The organism is Aminobacter sp. SR38 (assembly GCF_014843375.1).
GTDB classification, from domain to species: Bacteria; Pseudomonadota; Alphaproteobacteria; order Rhizobiales; family Rhizobiaceae; genus Aminobacter; species Aminobacter ciceronei.
The window spans coordinates 18,905-41,154 of sequence record NZ_CP062114.1 but is presented as its reverse complement, the minus strand read 5'-3'; the positions used below and the strand labels follow the sequence as shown (position 1 = coordinate 41,154).

19 protein-coding genes are annotated in these 22,250 nt (G+C 60.9%); all 19 read left to right on the top strand.

What is annotated here, in order from left to right; all coding sequences use genetic code 11:
• Position 1: 1 nt before the first annotated feature.
• The 19 genes from IG197_RS30595 (at position 2) to IG197_RS30505 (ending at position 22,249) form a co-directional block, all read left to right on the top strand.
• Entirely contained in the window at positions 2–2,437 is a 2,436-nt protein-coding gene (locus IG197_RS30595) for a conjugal transfer protein TrbE (protein ID WP_154386561.1), read from the top strand.
• Positions 2,415–3,203 (top strand): P-type conjugative transfer protein TrbJ, encoded by a 789-nt coding sequence (gene trbJ, locus IG197_RS30590; protein WP_154386562.1) that lies wholly within the window; start codon positions 2,415–2,417, stop codon positions 3,201–3,203. The genes IG197_RS30595 and trbJ overlap by 23 nt, the downstream gene beginning before the upstream one ends.
• 4 nt (positions 3,204–3,207) lie before the next feature.
• Positions 3,208–3,468 carry a DUF2749 domain-containing protein gene (locus IG197_RS30585; RefSeq protein ID WP_154386563.1) on the top strand — a complete coding sequence of 87 codons (261 nt, stop codon included), beginning with the start codon at positions 3,208–3,210 and terminating at the stop codon, positions 3,466–3,468.
• Between the two features lie 3 nt (positions 3,469–3,471).
• Entirely contained in the window at positions 3,472–4,647 is a 1,176-nt protein-coding gene (gene trbL / locus IG197_RS30580; protein WP_154386564.1) for a P-type conjugative transfer protein TrbL, read from the top strand.
• Between the two features lie 29 nt (positions 4,648–4,676).
• Positions 4,677–5,339 carry a conjugal transfer protein TrbF gene (gene trbF, locus IG197_RS30575; RefSeq protein ID WP_154386565.1) on the top strand — a complete coding sequence of 221 codons (663 nt, stop codon included), beginning with the start codon at positions 4,677–4,679 and terminating at the stop codon, positions 5,337–5,339.
• Positions 5,340–5,380: 41 nt separating this feature from the next.
• A complete protein-coding gene (gene trbG, locus IG197_RS30570) occupies positions 5,381–6,202 on the top strand; it encodes a P-type conjugative transfer protein TrbG (protein ID WP_246188832.1) in 822 nt (273 codons plus the stop codon).
• Positions 6,203–6,204: 2 nt separating this feature from the next.
• Positions 6,205–6,666, top strand: a complete 462-nt coding sequence (gene trbH, locus IG197_RS30565; RefSeq protein WP_154386567.1) for a conjugal transfer protein TrbH — start codon at positions 6,205–6,207, stop codon at positions 6,664–6,666.
• A gap of 10 nt (positions 6,667–6,676) precedes the next feature.
• Positions 6,677–7,984 (top strand): IncP-type conjugal transfer protein TrbI, encoded by a 1,308-nt coding sequence (gene trbI / locus IG197_RS30560; protein WP_154386568.1) that lies wholly within the window; start codon positions 6,677–6,679, stop codon positions 7,982–7,984.
• Positions 7,984–8,610 carry a hypothetical protein gene (locus tag IG197_RS30555; protein WP_154386569.1) on the top strand — a complete coding sequence of 209 codons (627 nt, stop codon included), beginning with the start codon at positions 7,984–7,986 and terminating at the stop codon, positions 8,608–8,610. Before trbI ends, IG197_RS30555 begins: the two co-directional genes overlap by 1 nt.
• 181 nt (positions 8,611–8,791) lie before the next feature.
• Positions 8,792–9,004 carry a hypothetical protein gene (locus IG197_RS30550; protein ID WP_154386570.1) on the top strand — a complete coding sequence of 71 codons (213 nt, stop codon included), beginning with the start codon at positions 8,792–8,794 and terminating at the stop codon, positions 9,002–9,004.
• Positions 9,005–9,314: 310 nt separating this feature from the next.
• A complete protein-coding gene (locus tag IG197_RS30545) occupies positions 9,315–9,884 on the top strand; it encodes an STAS-like domain-containing protein (RefSeq protein WP_246670854.1) in 570 nt (189 codons plus the stop codon).
• A gap of 5 nt (positions 9,885–9,889) precedes the next feature.
• Positions 9,890–10,237 (top strand): hypothetical protein, encoded by a 348-nt coding sequence (locus IG197_RS30540; protein WP_154386571.1) that lies wholly within the window; start codon positions 9,890–9,892, stop codon positions 10,235–10,237.
• Positions 10,231–11,403 (top strand): DUF4417 domain-containing protein, encoded by a 1,173-nt coding sequence (locus tag IG197_RS30535; RefSeq protein WP_154386572.1) that lies wholly within the window; start codon positions 10,231–10,233, stop codon positions 11,401–11,403. Before IG197_RS30540 ends, IG197_RS30535 begins: the two co-directional genes overlap by 7 nt.
• Positions 11,400–12,224 (top strand): hypothetical protein, encoded by an 825-nt coding sequence (locus IG197_RS30530; RefSeq protein WP_154386573.1) that lies wholly within the window; start codon positions 11,400–11,402, stop codon positions 12,222–12,224. Before IG197_RS30535 ends, IG197_RS30530 begins: the two co-directional genes overlap by 4 nt.
• A 205-nt stretch (positions 12,225–12,429) precedes the next feature.
• Positions 12,430–12,564 (top strand): hypothetical protein, encoded by a 135-nt coding sequence (locus tag IG197_RS36695; RefSeq protein WP_256438744.1) that lies wholly within the window; start codon positions 12,430–12,432, stop codon positions 12,562–12,564.
• Positions 12,565–12,652: 88 nt separating this feature from the next.
• Positions 12,653–15,676, top strand: a complete 3,024-nt coding sequence (locus tag IG197_RS30520; protein WP_246765470.1) for an ATP-binding protein — start codon at positions 12,653–12,655, stop codon at positions 15,674–15,676.
• Positions 15,673–16,152, top strand: a complete 480-nt coding sequence (locus IG197_RS30515; RefSeq protein ID WP_154386576.1) for a hypothetical protein — start codon at positions 15,673–15,675, stop codon at positions 16,150–16,152. The genes IG197_RS30520 and IG197_RS30515 overlap by 4 nt, the downstream gene beginning before the upstream one ends.
• Positions 16,149–19,094 (top strand): DUF1156 domain-containing protein, encoded by a 2,946-nt coding sequence (locus IG197_RS30510; protein ID WP_246670855.1) that lies wholly within the window; start codon positions 16,149–16,151, stop codon positions 19,092–19,094. Before IG197_RS30515 ends, IG197_RS30510 begins: the two co-directional genes overlap by 4 nt.
• Positions 19,091–22,249 carry a DEAD/DEAH box helicase gene (locus tag IG197_RS30505; protein WP_154386577.1) on the top strand — a complete coding sequence of 1,053 codons (3,159 nt, stop codon included), beginning with the start codon at positions 19,091–19,093 and terminating at the stop codon, positions 22,247–22,249. Before IG197_RS30510 ends, IG197_RS30505 begins: the two co-directional genes overlap by 4 nt.
• Position 22,250: the final 1 nt, after the last annotated feature.

The window sequence follows — 22,250 nt, the reverse complement described above, 5'->3', positions numbered from 1 at the left end:
TATGGTTGCACTCAAGCGATTTCGTCATTCCGGCCCGTCCTTCTCCGACCTGCTGCCCTATGCGGCCCTGATCGATAACGGCACGCTCTTGCTCAAGGACGGGAGCCTGATGGCCGGCTGGTATTTCGCCGGTCCGGATAACGAAAGCTCGACCGATTTCGAGCGCAACGAGGTCAGCCGCCAGATCAATGCCATTCTCGCCCGGCTCGGATCGGGCTGGATGATCCAGGTCGAGGCCGTGCGCGTGCCGGCGACGGCCTATCCGGCCCGGGACAACTGCCATTTCCCCGACAAGGTAAGTGCGCTGATCGATGAGGAACGGCGCAAGCGTTTTGAGGCGGCGGACGGGCACTATGAGAGCCAGCACGCCATCATCCTGACCTATCGCGAACCGGAGAAGCGCAAGTCCGGCCTCGTCAAATATGTCTATTCCGACGATGAGTCCCGCGCGACCACCTTTGCCGATCGCGCGCTCGATCACTTCCGGCGTTCGATCCGCGAGTTCGAGCAATATATGGGAAACGTCGTCTCGATCCGCCGCATGGTTACACAGGAGACCGAGGAACGCGGCGGAACCCGTACCGCCAAATATGACGATCTGCTGCAGTTCGCCCGCTTCTGCATTGTCGGCGAAAACCATCCGGTCCGCCTGCCCGACATTCCGATGTATCTCGATTTCGTCGTCACGGCCGAATTCCATCACGGTCTCTCGCCGCTGGTCGACAACCGCTATCTGGCGGTCGTGGCGATAGACGGCTTTCCGGCCGAGAGCTGGCCAGGGATTCTCAATTCTCTGGACCTGATGCCGCTCACCTATCGCTGGTCGAGCCGCTTCGTCTTTCTCGATCCGATCGAGGCCCGCCAAAGGCTCGAGCGCACGCGCAAGAAGTGGCTGCAGAAGGTCCGGCCATTCATGGACCAGCTTTTCCAGACCAATTCGGGGGCGATCGATCAGGACGCTGCGCTGATGGTGGCGGAGACGGAAGACGCCATTGCCGAGGCAAATTCGCAGCTTGTCGCCTATGGCTACTATACGCCGGTCATTATCATGTTCGACGACGACGAGGCGCGCCTTCGCGAAAAGACCGAAGGCGTGCGCCGGCTGATCCAGGCCGAAGGCTTTGCCGCTCGCATCGAAACGCTGAACGTCACCGAGGCGTTCCTTGGGAGTCTGCCCGGCAACTGGTACGCCAACATCCGCGAACCGCTGATCAATACCCGCAACCTTGCCGATCTGGTGCCGCTCAACTCGGTCTGGTCGGGCTCACCGGTTGCGCCGTGCCCGTTCTATCCCGACGGCTCGCCGCCGCTGATGCAGGTCGCAAGCGGATCATCGCCGTTCCGCCTGAACCTCCATTCCGGCGACGTGGGTCATACCCTGATCTTCGGTCCGACCGGATCGGGCAAGTCGACCCTTCTGGCGCTGATCGCGGCACAGTTTCGCCGTTACCGGCAAGCACAGCTCTTCGCTTTCGACAAGGGCAAGTCGATGTACCCGCTGACGGTGGCTGTTGGCGGCGATCACTACGATGTTGGAGCAGGGGAGGCGCTGACCTTCTGCCCGCTTTCCCAACTGGACGACGATGGCGACAAGGCCTGGGCGGCCGGATGGCTGGAAACCCTTGTCGAGCTGCAGGGTGTGAAAGTCACCCCCGATCATCGCAACGCGATCGCCAGACAGATCGCGCTCATGGCCGCCTCGACGCGCCGGTCGCTCTCCGATTTCGTGTCGGGTGTGCAGATGCGGGAGATCAAGGACGCGCTGCGTCATTACACAGTCGACGGTCCCATGGGGCATCTGCTCGATGCCGAGGAGGATGGCCTGACCCTCTCGGATTTCCAGACGTTCGAGATCGAGGAATTGATGAACCTCGGCGACCGCAATCTCGTGCCGGTCCTGCTCTACCTGTTCCGTCGCATCGAAAAGCGCCTGACCGGCGCCCCCAGCCTCATCATCCTCGATGAGGCCTGGCTGATGCTCGGCCATCCAGCGTTCCGCGAGAAGATCCGCGAATGGCTGAAGGTGCTGCGCAAGGCCAATTGCGCCGTCGTTCTGGCAACGCAGTCGATTTCTGACGCGGAAAAGTCCGGCATCATCGACGTGCTCAAGGAAAGCTGCCCGACCAAGATTTGCCTGCCCAATGGCGCGGCACGCGAAAGCGGCACACGCGAGTTCTATGAGCGTATTGGCTTCAATGAGCGGCAAATCGAGATCGTCGCAACCGCTCTTCCGAAGCGCGAATACTACGTCGCTTCGCCTGACGGGCGGCGTCTGTTCGACATGGCCCTCGGGCCAATCACCCTGTCTTTCGTCGGCGCGTCCGGAAAGGACGACATCAAGCGCATCGATGAGCTGCGCGTCCACCACGGCGACGAATGGCCCGTCCACTGGCTCAAGCAAAGAGGTATCGAAAATGCCGAAGCTCTTCTTGCCTAGTTCTCTCGCAAGCGTCCTGATCGCTGTCAGCCTTGCCGCGCCAGCCCAAGCCAGCGGGGCGCTCACCGGCGCGACCGAGTTTACGCAGATCCTCAACAATGGGGAACTGATCGCGCTCGGCGGACAGAACGCCGAGCAGATCGCAAATCAGGTGACGCAGATCTCCAACCAGGTGGAGCAGATCGCAAACCAGATTCGCATCTACGAGAACATGCTGCAGAACACCATGCAGCTTCCCGATCATGTGTGGGGGCAGGCTCAACAGGACCTCGCCAACCTGCAAGGCATCGTGCAGCAGGGGCAGGGCATGGCGTTCTCGATGGGCAACCTTGACGATGTGCTCAAGCAGCGCTTCCAGAGCTATACCGATTTCCAGAACGGTCTTCCGAACGGGCAGGATTTCTCGTCGAGCTATCAGTCCTGGTCGGACACCAACCGTGACACCATCGGTGGAACACTGGCGGCGGCTGGCCTCACGGCCGATCAGTTTGCGACCGAAGAATCCACCATGGCGCAACTGCGCTCCCAATCGGAGTCCGCCGATGGCCAGATGAAGGCGTTGCAGGTCGGGCATCAGATCGCGACGCAGCAGGTCGAGCAGATGCAGAAGCTTCGCGGCCTCGTCTCCCAGCAGATGACCATGATGGGCACCTGGTATCAGTCGGAGCAGGCTGAAAAGGATCTCGCTCAGGCTCGCCGCGACGCATTTTTCGGCTCTACCGCTCCGTCCACCTCCGGCGGCCAACAAATGCAGCCTCGGTGGTGACCCCATGGCAACGCTCAAACTCCCCGTCGTCGTCGCGATCGCGATCGTTGCCGCCCTTGCGGGCGGCGCGGCATCCTATGTGTTCATCCCGAACGCCGATCCGGAAATGAAGGCGCTCCTCGAGCGCCAGGTCGAACTTGCCGAGCAGGAAGCGGCGGCACGCGAGGAAGCCGCCGAGCGGGCAAAGGACTTTTTCAACGCAAATCCCGACGACTACCCCACGTCGGGAGGCCAGCAGATGGCGCCCCGCTGGGGCGACAACTGAGTCATGCGCGCTTCGATGCTTTTGAGATTGGCTGGGCTGATGATCGCCGGGCTTGCCATGGTCGATCCGGCCTTTGCGCAGGACGGTTCGATCCTGACCGATCTCGAAAACCAGGTCGCCAGCGCATCGCAGGGCTGGCAGGACACCGTCATCGATGCGGCAACCTCGCTGTTCTGGATACTGGCCGGCATAGAAGTGGGTATCGCGGCGATCTGGCTCGCGATCCAGGCGCCATCGCTCGACACATGGTTTGCAGAGCTTGTGCGGAGAATTCTCTTCATCGGCTTCTTCCTCTTTGTTCTGCAGCAGGGTCCGGCCTTGGCCAAGTCGGTTGTCGATAGCCTGTTCCAGATCGGCGCGGATGGCGGTTCGGCTTCGCCGGCCGACGTCTTCAATGCCGGCGTCAAAGTGGCATCCGAACTCTCGGAAAACGCCCGGTTCGGCCTTTGGGAGGACAATGCCCTCGCCATGGCCTCGGTCTTCGCGATGATCGTCGTTGTCATCAGCTTTGCCCTCGTAGCGGCGATCTTCGTGGCCGTGCTGGTCGAAATGTATGTCGGTCTGCTCGCCGGCATGATCATGCTTGGCCTTGGTGGCTCGTCCTTTACCAAGGATTTCGCAGTCCGCTACCTCGTTTACGCCTTCTCAGTCGGCATGAAGCTGATGGGCCTCGTGATGATCGCGCGCATCGGCTCCGAGGTGCTAATCGGCCTTTCGAACGATACGGCTTCCGACGATCAATTCCTCACTACCCTGACGATCGCGGGCATTTCGGTCGTCGTCTTCATGATCTCCATGTACGTGCCGAACATCATTCAGGGCGTCGTCCAGGGCGTTTCCGTCGGCAACGGCATGGAAGCCATCCGCAGCGGTGTCCAGGTTGCCGGGTTCGCGGCGGTCGGTGCTGGCATGGCGGCCGGCGGCGCCGGCGTCGTCAAAGGTGGGATGGCTGCCGCCTCGGCGGCATCGCAAGCCGGCGCATCGCGTGGCGCGGCTGCAATGGCCGGGTTGAAAGCCGCGGGTGGCGCGGTCGGCTCCGCGGCGACCGACAAGTTGATGGGCATCCCCGGCGCCAAGATGGGTTCGACCCTCGGCCTTGCCAACGACAAGCTGCGCCAAGGCACCAATCCGGGCACCAGTTCCAGAAGTTCAAACAAAAAGATGGACGCCGACTCGTGAGGTCGGCCGGCCGTATCAGGCGAGGCTAGATGGCGAAGCGAAAATACCCCGACAATCCGTATCTGGCCGCCCGCTATGAGTGGAACGAGCGCTACGGCAGCTACATGCGCGCGGCCTCGGCCTGGCGCACCGTCGGCCTGCTTTCGATGAGCATGGCGGTGATCGGGTTCGGCTATGCCCTCTATCAGTCGACACAAGTCAAGCTCGTTCCCTATGTGGTCGAGGTCGACAAGCTCGGCGCGGCTGTCCTGGCCGGCTTCCCCGCGCAGATCGAATATGCCGACGAGCGCGTTGTGCGCTCGATGCTCGGCGCCTGGGTGTCGAACTTCCGGTCGATCACCCCGGATGCGACCGTGCAGAAGGGATATATCGACCGCACCTACGCGATGCTGAAGCAGCAGGACCCGGCGACCGAGAAGGTCAACAACTGGTTCCGCAACAATTCGCCTTTCGATCGCGCCCGCACCATGACGGTCTCGATCGAGGTCAACAACGTCGTCGCCCTCTCGAACCAGAGCTACCAGGTCGACTGGAGCGAGATCGAGCGCGACCGCGCGGGCAAGGAACTACGCACCCGCCGCTTTCGCGGCATCGCCACCGTGACTCTTTCGCCGCCCCAGGACGAGGCGGTCATTCGTCTGAACCCGATCGGCCTCTACCTCGAGGATTTCGATTGGACAGCCCAGCTTTGAGAAACGCTCGCGGAGTAAGAGTAATGTTGAACCTCAAGAAAATGCACGCGGGCGTGTGTGCGGCAACCCTGTTGCTGGGCACGTTCGCCCTCAATGTCGCCGTTGCGGCCGATCAGCAGGGCCTCAGCGGCAACGAAGCGCGGGGAACCGGACTTTCCACTCAGTGGCAGGGCACGGCCGCGGTGATGACGCGGGGGCCGGACGGCAAGGTCATTTACCTCTACGGCCAAACGCAGCCGTCCGTCGTTTGCTCGCCCCTCCAGCTCTGCGAAATCGAGCTGCAGGCCGGAGAAGCCGTGCGTGACGTGCTGGTGGGCGACACGGTTCGCTGGAAGGTCGAGCCGGCAACCTCCGGCTCGGCCGAAGGCCAGAAAATCCACCTGATCGTCAAGCCTTCGGAACCCGGGCTCGAGACGTCCATGGTGGTGACGACATCGCGGCGCACCTACCACATCCGGCTCAGGTCGCATCATCGCGACTACATGGCCCGCGTTGCCTTCGAATATCCCGAGGACGTGCAGGCCAAGTTCGATGCCCTCAACGCGCGCGTCGAGGCGAGCATCATTCCCGGCGCCGGCGTCCCGGCCGAAAACCTGAGCTTCAATTTCACTATCAGCGGACAGGCCCGCTGGCGCCCGACCCGCGTCTACACCGATGGCGCCAAGACCTACATTCAGTTCCCCGGCCAGATGATGAGCGGCGATGCGCCGGTGCTGTTCGTCGTCTCGGGCGGCGAAAACCGTATCGTCAATTACCGGCTCAACGGCACGATGATGATCGTGGACTATGTGTTCGATCGCGCCGTGCTGCTTTCCGGCGTCGGCTCCCGCCAGCAGAAGATCACCATTTCGAGGAGGGGCTGATCATGCGCGCCATCCACCGACTTTCCCGTGTTCTGGCACTCGTTCTTCTCACCGGCGCAACAACCGGATGCACCACCACGGGGGGAGGATACTTCACGCCGACCGTCAGTGCCGATGCCGCCGATCTATCGCCGGCCGCGGCTGCGGCCGTCGCCGGCGACATGGTCTCCAAGCTCGCCGAGCATGTTGGCCCGGGCACCGGGACGATCGTCATCAAGCCCGACGATTCCGCATTCGGCCTCGCGCTCGAAGAGTCGCTGCGCGGCTGGGGCTATGCCGTTGCTTCGAACCAGGAGGCCTCCGGCGACACGATGATCCCGCTCGCCTATGTCATCGACACGTTCGAGGGCGCCGTCATGACCCGGATTTCGACGCCTTCGGTGGAGCTGACCCGCTCCTATGCGATGTCGGCGACCGGCGCGACACCGACAAGCCCGCTGTCTGTCATGCAGCGTACGACCTGAGGGGGGAGCCATGAGTTCGCTCGATCTCTCTCCCGGCGCCGAAGGCGGCGACGAGAAGCCCAAAATCCGGCGCTTGAACAAGCTGCCGGTCTTTCTCTTCATCGGCCTGGTCGTCCTTTTCTTCGGCGTTATCATTTGGGGCCTCTCGATCCGCGGCCTCAACCGGAGTGGGGGCCCGCTCGATACCTCGACCGGCGCGCCGGCGACCGATTTCGCCGACCAGCTCAAGCGCGGCGTTTCGGATGGCGTGATCGAGGAGCCGCGCCCCGCGCAGCAGATCCAGGTGGTGCAGCCGGTCGAACTGGCGGAAGACGAGCCGCAATCCACCAATCCTTTCCAGCGCCAGCCGACAACACCGCAACAGCAACAGGCGACGCCGGTCGAAAGTGAAGCCGACTGGCGAGAGCGGCTGCAAAGGGAACAGGACGAGCAGATGTTTCGCTTGCTGCATCAGCAGCGTATGGCCCGGCTCCAGGCCGACGATGCCGCCTATGACAGCCCAATCGCGATCGATATCGGTAACGTAGGGCAAGCCGCACAAACGGGAACGCCACAATCGACAACGGGGCAGGGGGCGCTTGGCGATCGCGCCGGCATGGCCGATCTCTATGCGGCTGCGCTGCGCGCTGGCGGCGCCGGGCAACAGGCCGATCCGAACAATCAGGCCGGAAAGGCAGACTTCTTCAATCAGAACATTGCCGATCTCGGCTACCTGCCGAACCGCGTCGTACCGCAGCAGTCGCCCTTTGAGCTCAAACGCGGCTCGGTGATCCCGGCAACGCTCGTGACCGGCATCAACTCCGACCTTCCCGGCCGTATCACCGCCCAGGTCAGCCAGAACGTCTATGACAGTGCGACCGGCCACCGGCTGTTGGTGCCACAAGGGGCCAAGCTCTTCGGCCGGTACGACTCCAATGTCTCGTTCGGGCAAAGTCGCGTGCTGGTGATCTGGACCGATCTCATTTTCCCGAATGGATCGACACTGCAGATCGGTGGCATGGCCGGCGTCGACGCGCAAGGCTATGGCGGCTTCCGCGACCAGGTCGACAACAAATACCTGCAGACCTTTGGCTCGGCGATCCTCATCGCATTGATCGGGACGGGCATCGACATGGCCGTGCCGGAAAGCTCGACCCTTGCGACGCAGGACACCGCCTCGGATGCGGCACGAAGGAATTTCGCGGAAAGCTTCGGGCGGGTAGCGGATCAAACCATTTCCCGGAATCTCAATGTCCAGCCGACCCTCACCATCCGCCCGGGCTATGGGTTCAACATAATTGTGGAGCAGGACATCATTTTCCCGGGAGCCTATCGCTGATGGCGAAGCTGTTTTCGCTCGCCCGCAATGCCGCCGCGGCTATCGCGGTTGGAGTGTTTCTGACCGGTTGCCTCGTGCTGGAAACCATCGACGCCACCATCGTGCTCGAGGGGTACGAGTACGACATGCGTGTCGAAACCCGCCTCGCTGATCCCCGTGTCGTTAAGGCGCTTGCCGACGGCCACGTGCTCACAGAACAGGAAGAGGACCGGATGCGGGCGGAAGAGCGCAAGGCGGCTCGAATGCCCGGCTTTGAGAGCTTCACCTACGCCGGGGAAGGGCGCTTCGATCTCATCGTCAATCTCACCGGTGAGTTGGATGCAAACGGGTCCGCAATCGGCGTCCCCAACACGCGGGCGAAGTCGCAAGCCGACAATTTCTTGAGCATTCGGCGCATGGACGACGCAACCATTGAAGTCAGTACCCCGGAGATCCCGGACCGGGCCCGCGCCGAGCTCGATCAGATCGCCATTGTGCCCAACGGAACGCTGAATGTGACCGTGTCCGGCACGGTCATTGAGACCAATGCCGACGAAACGCCCGGGCTCTTCGGTGGAGCGTATCGCTGGAACATCTCGTCATGGGATGACCGCGTGTTTCTCAAGTTCAACCCCGCTGTTGACTGACACGGGAGGAAAGTCCTTTCAACATCCCGATGCTCTAACATCCATGGAGAGCGTGCTTGGGCCCGCGAAGGCGGGCCGCTACCGTGACCGGTTAAAATTTCTGCGCACCGTCATCGCGAGCGAATATTTCAACGACGCGAGCGCATGGCTCGATGACCCCGCGTGCCGCGAAGGAGGATGAATGCCCCGCTACTATTTCCACATCTTTAGCGACGACGTGGAATATCCCGACCGAAAAGGTGAGCCCCACGATGACGACGCTCGAGCGATCGCCATGGCACGCCAGATCGTGTCAGAAATCGCCGAAGAACCGGAGCATCGCGAGATCGAGGTAAAAGTGGTTGGCCGAAATGGACGGGCGGTCGCAACGGTCGATATAAAGGGCCTAAAATAGCGACGCAGCAAGTTGTCAAAGTGCCTTTAGGCGTCGACCTATGAACCTTTCGCCGCCCGTTCCGGTCATAAATCTCGACGTCCACCGCGATTGCTTCGCCGAATAACCGTTCCTGACTTGGTTTCTCTGTCGCCGCCTGAAATTGCCTTCGTCGTCGCGGCGGACGATCCTCGAGTGATGCGACCATAGCAATTTCTGCTCACACCTTGCCCCCAAAAACACGCGGGTAGGCAGCATTCCACCGGACCATTGACTCCGAATGCAGCACTCACTATCTATCTCACGTGAACAACGTGAGGAACGTGATTCTATGAAGATCGACATGCTGGCCATTGGTGGCAGCGACGTCCTCGCCGGGGCGCTGAACGGCAGGTCGGCGCTGAACGAGCTTTTGAATACGTCGGCCGCCGAACCAGCAAACCCGGAGCCGGTCTTTCTCGATTTCACCGGCATCGAGGTCGCGACGGCTAGCTTTCTGCGCGAGAGCGTTCTTGCCTTCCGCGATATTGTCAGGGGGCGACGCTCGAAATTCTATCCGGTGGTCGCCAATGCCAATGATACAGTGCGTGAAGAGCTGCTGGAGTTGCTGATGCCCCGCGGAGATGTATTGATGTTGTGCGCGCTGGATGAGGCGGACGCAGTAACAATGGCCGCCCCGCTCGGTGAACTTGATCCGAAGCAAAGGCTCACTTTCGACCTTGTTCACGAGCACGGCGAGACTGACGCCGGCGCATTGATGCGCGAGTACGGCAAGAGCGAGGGGGTAAAACACACGACGGCTTGGAATAACCGGCTGGCTTCCCTCGCATCTCTTGGCCTCGTCATCGAAACGAGCCAGGGCCGCGCCAAGCGCTATCGGCCGCTGTTTGAAGGAGTGTAGAGACCATGGGGGCTGAATTCATCGAAAAGGCGGCGCCGAGCTTCAAGAAGGCGTGGGACCGCGCACGGGTAAAGCTCGCGACGGCCGACCTGTTCACACGCGTCCCCGATAGCGCCGCAAGGACGGCGGAAGCCGACATCATCGGCAACGCCAGGCTCAGCACCGGGGACCAGCTTACCGTCGAAAACAAGAACGGGACGCTGATCGCCCGACGAGGCATGAGCGATGTCGCGCGCTTCACCAATCCCGCGCCGGAACTCGTACTGGCCGTGGCCGCCTCCTGCGGCATAGCCAAGGGCACGGTGCTGGATGTTCATCCCATCGCAGGGGTCGCGGAGATCTCACTATGCTGACCCGTTCCGATCCCGCTAAAGTCAAGCCGCAGGCACCCCGCCATCGGCGCAATCCGCGTCGCGAGCGCCGCCTCTGGCACGATCCCGAAGTGGCGAGCGCAGCCCTCGGCTGCGCCACCTGCCCGGAGAAGGAGATTTGCGGCGGGCTGCGGCTGAACACGCCCTTCATGGACTGCCTGCAGTTCTGCTGCGGCAATCCGGAAGGTTGCGACCGCGTCTGCCGCAACCATCCTGACTTCGCCGATCGCTACCGTGAAATCGGCGGCTTCAACCTCTATAGCGTGCCACGCGCCCCTTTGCTCAATGCGGTTGGCCTGCCCCGCCTTGTCCCAGTCATCTATCACCCCACCGCGCGCAGCATGCCGCCCACTGCCGCGACCGTAGCGCTTCCGCTTTACCGTATGTTCGACCGGCGTACCGGCCTACCGCGCTTTGTGAGCCGCGACGCGCTCGGCGAGGCATTCGGCATTGGCCATCAGGCGTCGGTGATGCTGACCGGTACTGACATCGACCGCCCGCTCGAGCGCTGGTGGGGGCTCGGCGAAGCCGGCCGCCGGCCGATCATCCAAGCCCTCATCGCCGCCGGCGTCGGCATGGTGACGACGCCGAACTACAGCCTGTTCATCGACCGGCCGCGGTGGGACGACTTGCACGCGATGAAGCGCATCGCGATCGTCCATGAAGAGTTCTTGCGCGAGGGCCTGCCGGCCGCGCTCCATGTCAACGGGCGCACTGAAGCAGACTTTGCCCACTGGATCGCCTTCCTCGCCGCCCGGCCTGAGGTCACCCATATCGCCTATGAGTTCACCACGGGCACCGGCTGGTCCGGGCGGCGCGAGCAGCACGCGGCTTGGCTGGCAGGATTGGCCCGGGCCGTCGGCCGCCCGCTGCACATCATCGTACGCGGAGGCACCGACGTCCTGCCGGTGATTGCCCGCGCATTTTCGGGGATCACCGTTCTCGACACGTCAGTGTTCATGAAGACGATGATGCGCCAGCAGGCCTATCCCAAGGGCAACGCTGCCCTTGGCTGGCGAGGCGCGCCGACAGCACAGGGGGCCCATGTCGACCATCTGCTTGAAGCGAACTGGCAGGCGACCGACGCGTGGATTGGCGATCTGATCGCCTCCTCACGTTCGGCTGAATCGGCGCCGATGGCCGGATGACGGAAACCGAGCCCGCGATATTGGATTTCAGGATGCTCGACGGGCTGGCCTTCGCGGCCGCGCGGGGCCGCTTGAACGAGGCCGCCATTCCCGCGCTCACCGCGTCCGAGATCGGCCCGCTCTTCGAACTCTCGAACCTTGCCGACGACGGCTTACTTCCCGCACCGCACGTTGCCCTCTGGCTGACCACAAATCTTTTTGGTCCGATGCTGGACGCCATCAGGCACGGCACGCGAGAGTGGGTCTGCCCGCAAACGCGGCGCGCGGGCTTCCTAAGCACCGCCACGCCGCACGACATCAACGCATGGACGACCTTCGGTCTAGCCGCCCAGCAAGCTGCAACGGCGGAAGGATTTCCCAAGGCCATTGCCGCCCAGCTCACTGCCGCCATGGGCGAGCTTCACAGCAACATCTACGAGCATGCGCAAGAGCCGCAGAGCGGCATCGTCGCGTTCCGCGCCTCAAAGGGAAAATTTGAGTTCATATCATCCGATCGCGGCATCGGAGTTCTGAATAGCCTGCGCAGCAACGCGGCCTATGCTAGGCTCAATGATCACGGCGAAGCGCTGCGCTTGACGCTCACCGACGGCATCTCGCGGTACGAACACCAGGCGGAACGCGGCCACGGTTTTCGGCCGCTATTCATCGGCCTTGCCAACCTGAACGGCGCGCTGCGCTTCCGCTCCGGCGACCATGCCCTACTGATCGACGGCAAACAGCCCACACTTATGACGGCTCGCCCGGCACAGAAGCCCCAATTGAGAGGATTCTTTGTGTCGGTAAGTTGCGCGGTGAACGGCCATCCTCGACACGGCGCCTGATCATCACCAGGCATGCTGCTGGGAATTTCGGTGGAACACAGCGTGAAAACGGATTGGCAAGGCTGTCCCGAGCAATTCGACAATTGTTTTAGATAGGCCGTCACTCTAGACTGAGGTGATAGGTTCCTATCATAGCGCGGTGAACGGGATGACGGGTCGCATAAAGGCACGTACTAGCAAGCCCATCATCAAAGAGAAGCGACAAATGCTGCTTCATCTGGACAGCGACGTGATCAAGGATCTGAAAAAAGCTGCTGTTGATCGCGAATCGACGGCATCGGCGATCGCAAATGAAGCGATCGAGACTTGGCTCAAGAAGAACGAGCTTCGCGGAGGGTGACCGATCGGTCTAAGCCGGCGGTCAAATCGGGGTTGGGGTAGGCATGACAATTCCAAATGTATTTGAGCTTTGCAGGCCTCGCGAGGACGTGGAAAAGGGAACAATTGCTGACAGCGACTATGCGGCCAATCTCGCGAATGTCCTGACCGGTCGCGCCTCGCGCGACTACACCGACGCTCCAACGTTCTTCACGAACACTTATCCCACCGAGGGGCTGAAAGAGCTTCTTGTCAACGTCTGTGGCCGACTGTCTGGCCGCGGGGAAAGCGTGTCAGCTGTTTTCCGCCTCGATACCTCGTTCGGCGGCGGTAAGACGCACGGCCTGATTGCCCTTGTACACGCAGCAGCAGGGATGCAGGGTGTCTCGAATACCGCGGAATTCCTCGATCCAACCCTCGTGCCAACCCAGGCCGTCCGCGTTGCAGCCTTCGATGGCGAGAATGCCGATCCGGCGAACGGTCGGCCGATGGGCGAGGGAATCCGCGCCCACACGCCTTGGGGCGAGATCGCCTACCAGCTGGCTGGGAAGGCTGGATACGAGATCGTGCGCCGATCAGACGAGCAGCGAATTGCTCCGGGTGCCGACACCATAAAGGAACTATTCGGTTCCGATCCAGTGCTCGTCGTTCTCGATGAGCTGGGCGAGTACCTTCGGCGAGTTCAAGGCATGGGTGGGCGCGATCAACTGACCGCCTTCCTCAAGGCGCTGCTGACCGCGATCGAGAGCACCCCGCACGCGGCAATCGTGTATACCCTTGCGGTTCGATCCGACGGCAAGGGCGTGGACGCCTTCGCCGACGAGAACGAATTCCTCGCCAGCGCCATGTCGGAACTCGAAAGCGTCTCCGGCCGGAAGGCGACCAACCTCAATCCGACACGGGATGATGAAACCGCAAAGGTCATCCGACGCCGCTTGTTTGCGTCGATTGACGATTCCCGCGCGACGGAAGTGATCAACGGTTATCGCGAACTTTGGAGCATCCATCGCGACATTTTATCGGAAGAAGCCAGGCGCTCGACCACCAGCGCAGAATTCGCGCAGACCTATCCCTTTCACCCGGACGTTCTGGATACGCTCACCGGGAAAACGGCCACGCTCGGCGGCTTTCAACGCGTGCGTGGAATGCTGCGCATTCTGGCAAAGACCGTTGCGACCGTCTGGGCAAGCCGTCCTTCCGATGCGTCCGCGATCCACCTGCATCACGTCGATCTGGGATCGGATGTCATTCGCCGGGAATTCACGACGCGGCTGCAGCAAGGCGCCTTTGTGCCGGCGATTCTCAATGACATTGCTGGGCCGCCCGAGAAACTGGCTTTGGCCCAAGAGCTGGACGCGAAAAACTTCAAGGGCCTGCTGCCTTATGGCACCTACGTCGCCCGCACAATCTTCATCCACACCCTCGCGTTCAACAACGACCTTAAGGGCGTCGCAGCCGACCACTTGCGCTATTCGATCCTCAGCCCTGCAGCGGACCTTTCCTTCATCGACGATGCGAGGACGAAATTTCGCGCGGAATCCGCCTATCTCGATGATCGGCCGAACGCACCGCTGCGCTTCAACGCCGAAGCCAACCTAACGCAGGTCATCGGTCGGGAGGAGAAGAACATCGATCCCGGTGAGGCGCGCACCCAGCTTGTGGACAGGGCAAAGGCGATCTTCGGCGGCCAATCCTTCGACCTCGTGCCTTTCCCCGGCGGGCCATGGGATGTCCCGGACGACGTATCGGACGGCAAGCCGCGGCTTGTGCTGCTTTCTCACGACGCGCTGGAAATCGGCGCCGATCTTCGCGAGATGCCCGAGATCGTGGGACGCATGTTTGAGCGCAAGGGCGCCGACGGCAACGGCCTGCGGTCCCTGCGGAACAATCTGGTTTTTGTCGTCGCGGACGAAACCAAAGTGAACGAGATGAAGCGCGCGATCGTGCGCCGCCTGGCCCTTCAGGAGCTTAAGCGGCCCGAGCGCGTCAAGGAACTTGCCGAGCACCAGCAAGCTAAGGTCTTCGAACTCGAGAAGAAGTCCGAGACAGAGGCGGCTATAGCGATCCAGCAGTGCTATCGCCACATCCTCTACCCCTCGCGCAATGCGCTGAGCGGCACGGGCTCGGTGCAGCTAGCGCATTCGGTCATCGATATTCAGAATGCCTCCGAGCGCCCAGGATCAGGCCAGCTTCAGGTCGTTCGCCAGTTGCAAAGTCAGAACAAGGTTCGAGACGCTTCCGACTCGCCCGATTCCCCCTCCTACATCCGCGACCGCACACCCTTGAAGAAAGGGCAGATGACGACGCGCGATCTTCGCGACGAATTCCGCCGCGACCCCTCACTCTCGATCCTCCTGTCGGATGACGTGTTCCGCAAGGCGGTCCGAAAGGGCATCGAGGAAGGCGTCTATGTCTACAAGCGCGGCGATCTCCTGGCCGGGCAAGGCGATCCGATGCCGTCGATCAACATCGATGAAGAAACGACGATCTTCACGATGGACTTCGCCAAGACCAAGGGCGTGTGGCCTCGGCCGGCGCCCGCGTCGGCGGCCCAACCCGCATCGGCCGGAACTGGCGCTTCGATTTCGGGCGAGCCGCTCCCGCCGATCGGCGGAGCACCGGGCGAAGGCTCGGCGGTCGGCTTCGGCGAACGACCACAAGGTGGCCCGGATGGAGCTGCCGTCGCAAATGCCAAAGTGTTCACCGCCGAGGGCGTCTTGAAGGAAGCACTACGGAAGGTGATCGAACAAGCCAAGACCGCGAAGCTCGAAAAGGTAGATCGCGTGGTGATCCGCCTGTTCGAATATGGTGACGCCTTCAAGCTGATCCCGATCGCAAACACCGTCGCTGGAACAAAACGGTCGGTGAAGCTCACGGGCAGCTTCATCACAACGCAAGACAGCGAGATGCAGTTCGAATTCAGCGGCGTGGCGCAAGATGCGTCGACGATGAAGGACTACCTCGAACCTCAGTTCAGGGCGGCGAAGGAGACCGATCTGCAAACCAGTATTTCGTTTGATTTCGAAAACGGGCTCGCGCTGGATGGGGATGCCGCGGACAAATTCATCGAAAAGCTGACGCGCTTTGCGAGCGCGGCTGCGTATGTCGAAGCAACGGCGGAGGTGAAGTCATGAATGTGCCGCGCCGCAAGGACGAATTCATAATGGTGTCGAAAACCCAGCCCGTTTACGAACTGCGCGCCCGTCGCCATGGCCCTGGCGATACCGAGGTTGAAGTCTGGCAACTGCCATCGATTGTGACTCCACAGATCACCGCTCCGATCCGCCTTGCGGGCCTTCGCGGACGTAATCTCGAACTGGCTGAACACCGGGTACTCAAGCGCCTGAAGGAAAGCGGCATCCGCCTTGATCTCCTGCCGATCGAGGGCATGGGATCGGCTTTGTCGGAAGAAACCGCGCTGCGCCTCGCGCTGCTGTTCCGGACGCTCGCCCCAATGCGTAACCGCGACAACATGCGCCTCGTCGCCGAGGGCATCGAGGTAATGGGCAAGGAAGAAGCTGGCTATTGGCTCGGCATGTCGGTTCACCGCAAGAATCCGCGCCGCGTGCTGACTGCGCTCCGCATCCTGCTCACTGACCCAGCGAAATGATGGAAGATGAGCGTATGTCGGATGTGCGGCTGATTGAACGTTGGTTGCCGATCGCTGAAATAGGCATTGAGAGTCTTCGGGAACGCACGCCAATGACGCCGTTCCCTGCTCCCAACCGCTTGCACGTCTGGTGGGCGAGGCGCCCTTTGGTTGCGTCCCGGGCTGCCGTGTTGGCTTCGTTGTTGCCAGCCAATGCCGACCACGATGCCTTTCTCCATGTTCTGGGCATTCACGGTGATCCAATGGCGTCGCGCCGACGGATCGACCGGGCAAAGCGGATTGGCGAACGATTTGAAGGCGAGGCCTACACTTACAAGCGCGCTTTCTCATATTCACCTTCTCCATCGGAAATGGCTGCAATCCGAAGGCAGATTGGAAGCAACATATCTGTCCTCGATCCGACGGCGGGCGGCGGAAGTATTCCGTTCGAGAGCAGTCGGATGGGCTTTAAGTCGTATGCCAACGATCTCAACCCAGTAGCAGCTACGATTCTGAAGGCGACAGTAGAAACTCCGCAGCGTTTCGGCGTGAAACTTCTGGACGAGTTTGATGAAATCTCAAAGAAATTCGTCGCGCGACGCGAGGTCCTCCTTCGTTCGGCATACCCGCCTGAGCCGGAGAAGAACTGCGTTGCGACCAATTATATTTGGGCACGCACGATCTCCTGCCCGTACTGCGCGGGAACGATACCGCTCTCTCCGAACTGGCGCTTGAATGGGGCCGGCCTTGGGGTTCGATTGAAGCCCCATTTGGGCATTGGACCAGGGACCACTGGTCGCTTCTGCTCATTCGAGATCGTGACTAACATTTCAGAGCATTCGGCTGGAACCGTTTCCGATGGCGACGCCACTTGTCCCTTTCCAGATTGCGCCCGCGTTATCGATGGCGACGAGGTCAAGCGCCAGGCACAAGCCGAAGGAATGGGCGATCAACTGTTCACCGTCGTATTCAAGCGGCGCATCGAAACTAGGCTCAAGTCTGGGAAGCTTGGCAAGCCGAGATGGGAAAGGGGTTATCGAGCTCCTCGCACGGAAGACAGCATCGAGGCGGATATTGCCGCCCAAATAGATAGGAAGCTTCCAGAATGGGAGGCGCTTGATGTCATCCCAAGCGAAGCATTCCCTTCGGACACAAATGACGATCGACCACGTCAGTATGGTATGCCGCTTTGGCGGGATATGTTCTCGCCACGCCAGCTTCTTGGTCATGGACTGGCATCCGAGATTTTTCGTGACATGGTTGAGGAAGACAGACTCGCCGGTCGTCTGACTGATGTTCGCCGGGCCGCCTACATCTATCTCAGCTTCAGCCTCGATAAACTCCGCGACTACAACTCTCGAATGACACGGTGGCACGGCAATCGCGAAATCATGGTCAACACCTTTGATCGCCATGATTTTGCGTTCAAATGGTCGTATGCCGAAATGGTCATTACCACGGATAGTGTTGGTTATGATTGGGCTATCGAACAGACCGCGAAATGTATCAAGGAGCTTGTAGAGCTATCGACACCTACAGGGTCCAAAGATGGACCACTCTTTGGAGGAGAAAAGGTAGCGCCGGCCGAAGTTGTAATCTCGTCAAAGTCCGGCTCTTCTCTTGATCACATTGCCGACGGCTCAGTCGATGCTGTCGTGATGGACCCACCCTATGGCGCGAACGTTATGTATGCGGAGCTGTCCGACTTCTTCTATGTGTGGCTGAAGCGCACCGCGGGGCTAGTTGCGCCCGAGCTTTTCACAAGACGCCTTACCGACAAGCAATCCGAAGCAGTCGCCAACAAGGCCCATTTCAAAGGCCAGAAGGGCGCCGACGCGCTCGCGAACCGCGACTATCAGGAAAAGATGGCCGCGATCTTCGCGGAAAGCCGGCGAGTGCTGAAACCGAACGGCATCATGACCGTGATGTTCACGCACAAGGACACAAGTGCGTGGGATGCGTTGACGAAGGGATTGATCGAAGCGGGCTTCATTATCACCGCCTCCTGGCCGGTGAATACCGAGGCCGAAGGCTCTCTCCATATCAAGGACAAGGCCGCCGCCAACTCCACAATCTTCCTCGTCTGCCGCCCGCGCCCGGCAGATCAGGGCGACGAGACGACCTATTGGGAAGATGTCGAGCCGCTGGTGGCCAAGGCCGTCCGCACCCGGGTTGAAGAATTCCAGAAGGCCGGGATTACCGGCGTCGATCTCTATCTCGCGTCCTTCGGGCCCGCGCTGGAAGAATTCTCGCGCCATTGGCCGCTGAAGCGCGGGACACCGCGACCCGAACCGCTGGCGAAGAGACGCCGCAAGCAGGCCGAACTATTCGAGGAAGAGTTCGATCCCTACGCGGTGACGCCGGAAGACGCGCTCGATGCCGCACGTCGCGAGGTCAAGACGTGGCGGTTGAACCAGCTCACCCATACCAAGGGACGTGGCGATCTCGATGCGACCACCTCGTGGTTTGTGCTGGCCTGGGACGCGTTTAAGGCGCCGGTGTTTAGCTACGATGAAGGCCTGCGGCTCGCCCGTGCAGTGGGCGCCGATCTCGATGGCCAACTGATTGGCAAGGTCTGCGAAAAGAAGGGCTCGGATATCAAGCTCTGGGATAGCGCCACGCGCGCTGCCAAAAATGCACTCGGCCCCGCCGACGGATCGCGCGCCATGATCGACGCGATCCACCATGCCGCCCATCGTGGCAGGACGCGAACCCTAGAAGCGGCTTTCGATCTTCTCAAGGATGCGGGGATCGATGGCGATTCCCAATTTCTGGCCGCTCTCGAAGCCGTGCTGGAAGTTCTGCCACCCTCGCGTAACTTTGTCGGCTTCGATGTTGCCACCGGCGATGCAAAATCGGCGGCCGATGATTTCGACGCCCTTGAGAAGCTGCGTCGTCTCGCCTTCTCCGACAAGGTTGATGAGCCCCAACAGCTATCGCTCTTCACAGAGGAGGCTGCTTGACGCTTCTGCGCGACACCGCATGGCGCCTCAAATATACACCGGACGATGGTGACCTCGTCCGGCTATTCTATGTGCCTGCGTTGCGCTCGGCCACTCGATACGATCGCCTTACAGGCTATTTCTCGGCACGCGCCTTGGCGCTTGCTGCCCGGGGCGTCGAAGGGCTAATCGTCAATAATGGGCGGATGCGCCTGATCGTCGGCTGCACTCTCGGCGAAGAAGAGGTTGCGGCCATCGAGCGCGGCGAATCTCTCCGCGACGCCGTTGAACGGACGCTAATCAAGATGCCGATCTTGACGGCCGATCCGCGGACGATCGATGCCCTCGAACTTGTCGCCTGGATGGTGGCCAACAGCTTTCTCGATGTGAAGCTTGCCGTGCCCTGCGACCTCGACCGCCGGCCGATCCGCGACGACAGCATCTTTCACGAAAAGACCGGCATCATCGAGGACAAGACCGGCGATCGGATGGCCTTCAACGGTAGCATCAACGAAACCGAATTCGGTTGGACGCGGAACTGGGAAAGCTTCAACGCCTTCACGTCGTGGAATGACGGCCCGCGCGTTGACGAAGAAGAAGCAAGCTTCGCGAAGCTCTGGGCTGACCGCGCCCGCCGGGCGATCACGCTTGATGTGCCAACGGCGCTGCGCGAGCAACTGCTGACCTTCCTGCCCGACCCCGAAAAATTGCCTAAGCGCCTCGCTGAACACGACGACCAATCGACGGGACCATCGGCACCCAGACCGACTCAAGGACCGGCCCATGATGATGAGCCAATCACTATTGGGCCGGGGCCAAGTGTTTCGATCGATGAAGAACGCCAGGCCGTTTGGGAAAAGATCGCCAACGCTGCCGTTCAAGCCATCGGCGGCGATCGCGTGGGCGAAGCGACTTCCGCGGTCGTGCCTTGGCCGCATCAAATCCGCGCCTATCATCGCCTCTATGACAACTGGCCGCCGAAGCTTCTGATTGCCGATGAAGTTGGTCTCGGGAAGACGGTTCAGGCCGGGCTGCTGCTTCGCCAAGCTTGGTTGGCGGGCAGGATCAAGCGCGCGCTGGTCCTCGCGCCCAAGAACGTCTGCAAGCAATGGCAGATCGAACTACGCGAAAAGTTCAACCTGAATTGGCCGATCTACGATGGCCAGAAATTGACGTGGTATCGGTCGCCGGCGCGGGATCATGATTTCGAAAAGCCGGTGTCTCGCGAGGCGTGGCATCGTGAGCCATTCGTGATCATGTCGAGCCATCTCGCGAGGCGCCAGGATCGACAACGCGAAATTCTGGAAGCGGCCGATCCGTGGGATCTCGTTGTCCTTGATGAAGCGCATCACGCCCGAACGAAGGGCGCTGGAACGCCGCAAGCCAAAGGCCCGAACCGGCTTCTCCAATTGATGCGGTCGTTGCGGCGTCGAACGGACGGGCTAATCCTCCTTACCGCAACACCCTTGCAGGTCCACGCCACGGAACTCTGGGATTTGCTCGACCTGTTAGGCCTGCCGCCTGAATGGACACCGGATGCCTTCGTCCGCTTCTTCTCAGAAGTCGCGAAGGAACCTGTAACCAACGAAAGCCTCGATTGGCTTTCGGCGCTCTTCCGGGCGAACGAGGCCCATTTTGGAGAAGTCTCGCGGGCGGATGCGGAACGGCAGACCCGGCTGAGCGGACTGAAGACCCGGAAAGTCCTCCAAGCGCTGCGCGATCTGGTTTCGATACCGCGCCGGCAGCTTTCGCCGGAAGAACGCCGCACGGCGATTGCGATCATCAAGCGATCGACACCGGTCGGCGCGCTCGTTTCGCGCCACACACGCGAATTGCTGCGCAAATACTTCAAGGCCGGCAAGATGTCGGCTGCCATCGCAACGCGGCAAGTCGAAGACCGCTTCATTCCGCTGTCGGTAGAGGAAGGCGACCTCTACCAGCAGGTCGAAACCTACATTTCCGAGACATACAATGCCGCGGCGCCTGATGCCCGCAACGCCGTGGGATTCGTGATGACGATCTATCGCCGGCGCCTTGCGTCAAGTTTCCATGCCCTTCGGCAGACGATGGAGAAGCGAAAAGGTGGTGTAGGAGGGTTTCTCACCGCAGCCGATGAAGCCAGGATCGATGAGGACGTCGCCGACCAAGTCGAGGCCGGCGAAGAAATAGATATCGAAACTGTGTCAGAGGACGAGCGACGCGCCCTCGCGTTCGAAGAGATCGCGACCATCGAAACTATCGTGGCTGATATCACACTGCTGCCGACCGACACTAAGGCCATCGAGCTTTCGAAGGTTCTGGCCGAGCTCAAGGGCAGCGGCTATCCGCAGGTGATGGTGTTCACCCAGTTCACGGACACGATGGATTATCTTCGGGACCTGCTTGTCGGCGCCGGAAACTCGGTGATGTGCTTTTCCGGTCGCGGCGGTGAAGTGCGCAACACCGATGGCACTTGGAGGTTGATCACGCGCGACGATGTCAAACGGCGCTTCAAGGAAGGCCGTTCCGAAGTCCTGGTGTGCACCGACGCAGCTGCCGAAGGTCTGAATTTCCAGTTCTGTGGTGCTTTGGTGAATTACGATATGCCTTGGAATCCGATGCGCGTTGAACAGCGGATCGGGCGCATTGATCGCCTCGGTCAGCGGTTTTCTGATATTCGGATCATCAACCTGCACTACGAAGATACGGTCGAGGCCGACGTCTATCGCGCGCTGCGCAGTCGCATTTCGATCTTCGAAAAGGTTGTAGGCGGGCTTCAACCAATCCTCACGCGCTTGCCACGGCTCATCGAAGAATCGGTCTTGTCCACCTCGAACGCCCCTGACGCCAAGCGCAATGATGCTCTTCAGGCGCTCGAAAATGCGATATCTGCAGGGGACGATTCTGCCCTCAACCTCGATGAGTTCGCGGATGAAGACCTCGAGGTGCCGGTCCGTCTTGATCCGGCCATAACGCTTTCCAATCTCCGTGCCGTTTTGGACAGGCCGATATTGCTGCCGCTCGGGACAGAAGCTGTTCATCTCGACGAGAAGGATTACCGCCTCGTCGATGGATTTTTACCGCATGCGGTGCGTATCACCGTAGACCGCGAATTCTACGAGATGCACGCCGATAGCGTGGAGTTCTGGACCCCTGGCAGTCCAACATTTCCGGATTTGGATATCTATCGGCGCTGAC

Bases quoted from the DNA above. Each gene is read 5' to 3' on its own strand.
- IG197_RS30595 (WP_154386561.1), top strand. From the start codon at position 2: ATGGTTGCACTCAAGCGATTTCGTCATTCCGGCCCGTCCTTCTCCGAC.
- trbJ (WP_154386562.1), top strand. From the start codon at position 2,415: ATGCCGAAGCTCTTCTTGCCTAGTTCTCTCGCAAGCGTCCTGATCGCT.
- IG197_RS30585 (WP_154386563.1), top strand. From the start codon at position 3,208: ATGGCAACGCTCAAACTCCCCGTCGTCGTCGCGATCGCGATCGTTGCC.
- trbL (WP_154386564.1), top strand. From the start codon at position 3,472: ATGCGCGCTTCGATGCTTTTGAGATTGGCTGGGCTGATGATCGCCGGG.
- trbF (WP_154386565.1), top strand. From the start codon at position 4,677: ATGGCGAAGCGAAAATACCCCGACAATCCGTATCTGGCCGCCCGCTAT.
- trbG (WP_246188832.1), top strand. From the start codon at position 5,381: ATGCACGCGGGCGTGTGTGCGGCAACCCTGTTGCTGGGCACGTTCGCC.
- trbH (WP_154386567.1), top strand. From the start codon at position 6,205: ATGCGCGCCATCCACCGACTTTCCCGTGTTCTGGCACTCGTTCTTCTC.
- trbI (WP_154386568.1), top strand. From the start codon at position 6,677: ATGAGTTCGCTCGATCTCTCTCCCGGCGCCGAAGGCGGCGACGAGAAG.
- IG197_RS30555 (WP_154386569.1), top strand. From the start codon at position 7,984: ATGGCGAAGCTGTTTTCGCTCGCCCGCAATGCCGCCGCGGCTATCGCG.
- IG197_RS30550 (WP_154386570.1), top strand. From the start codon at position 8,792: ATGCCCCGCTACTATTTCCACATCTTTAGCGACGACGTGGAATATCCC.
- IG197_RS30545 (WP_246670854.1), top strand. From the start codon at position 9,315: ATGAAGATCGACATGCTGGCCATTGGTGGCAGCGACGTCCTCGCCGGG.
- IG197_RS30540 (WP_154386571.1), top strand. From the start codon at position 9,890: ATGGGGGCTGAATTCATCGAAAAGGCGGCGCCGAGCTTCAAGAAGGCG.
- IG197_RS30535 (WP_154386572.1), top strand. From the start codon at position 10,231: ATGCTGACCCGTTCCGATCCCGCTAAAGTCAAGCCGCAGGCACCCCGC.
- IG197_RS30530 (WP_154386573.1), top strand. From the start codon at position 11,400: ATGACGGAAACCGAGCCCGCGATATTGGATTTCAGGATGCTCGACGGG.
- IG197_RS36695 (WP_256438744.1), top strand. From the start codon at position 12,430: ATGCTGCTTCATCTGGACAGCGACGTGATCAAGGATCTGAAAAAAGCT.
- IG197_RS30515 (WP_154386576.1), top strand. From the start codon at position 15,673: ATGAATGTGCCGCGCCGCAAGGACGAATTCATAATGGTGTCGAAAACC.
- IG197_RS30510 (WP_246670855.1), top strand. From the start codon at position 16,149: ATGATGGAAGATGAGCGTATGTCGGATGTGCGGCTGATTGAACGTTGG.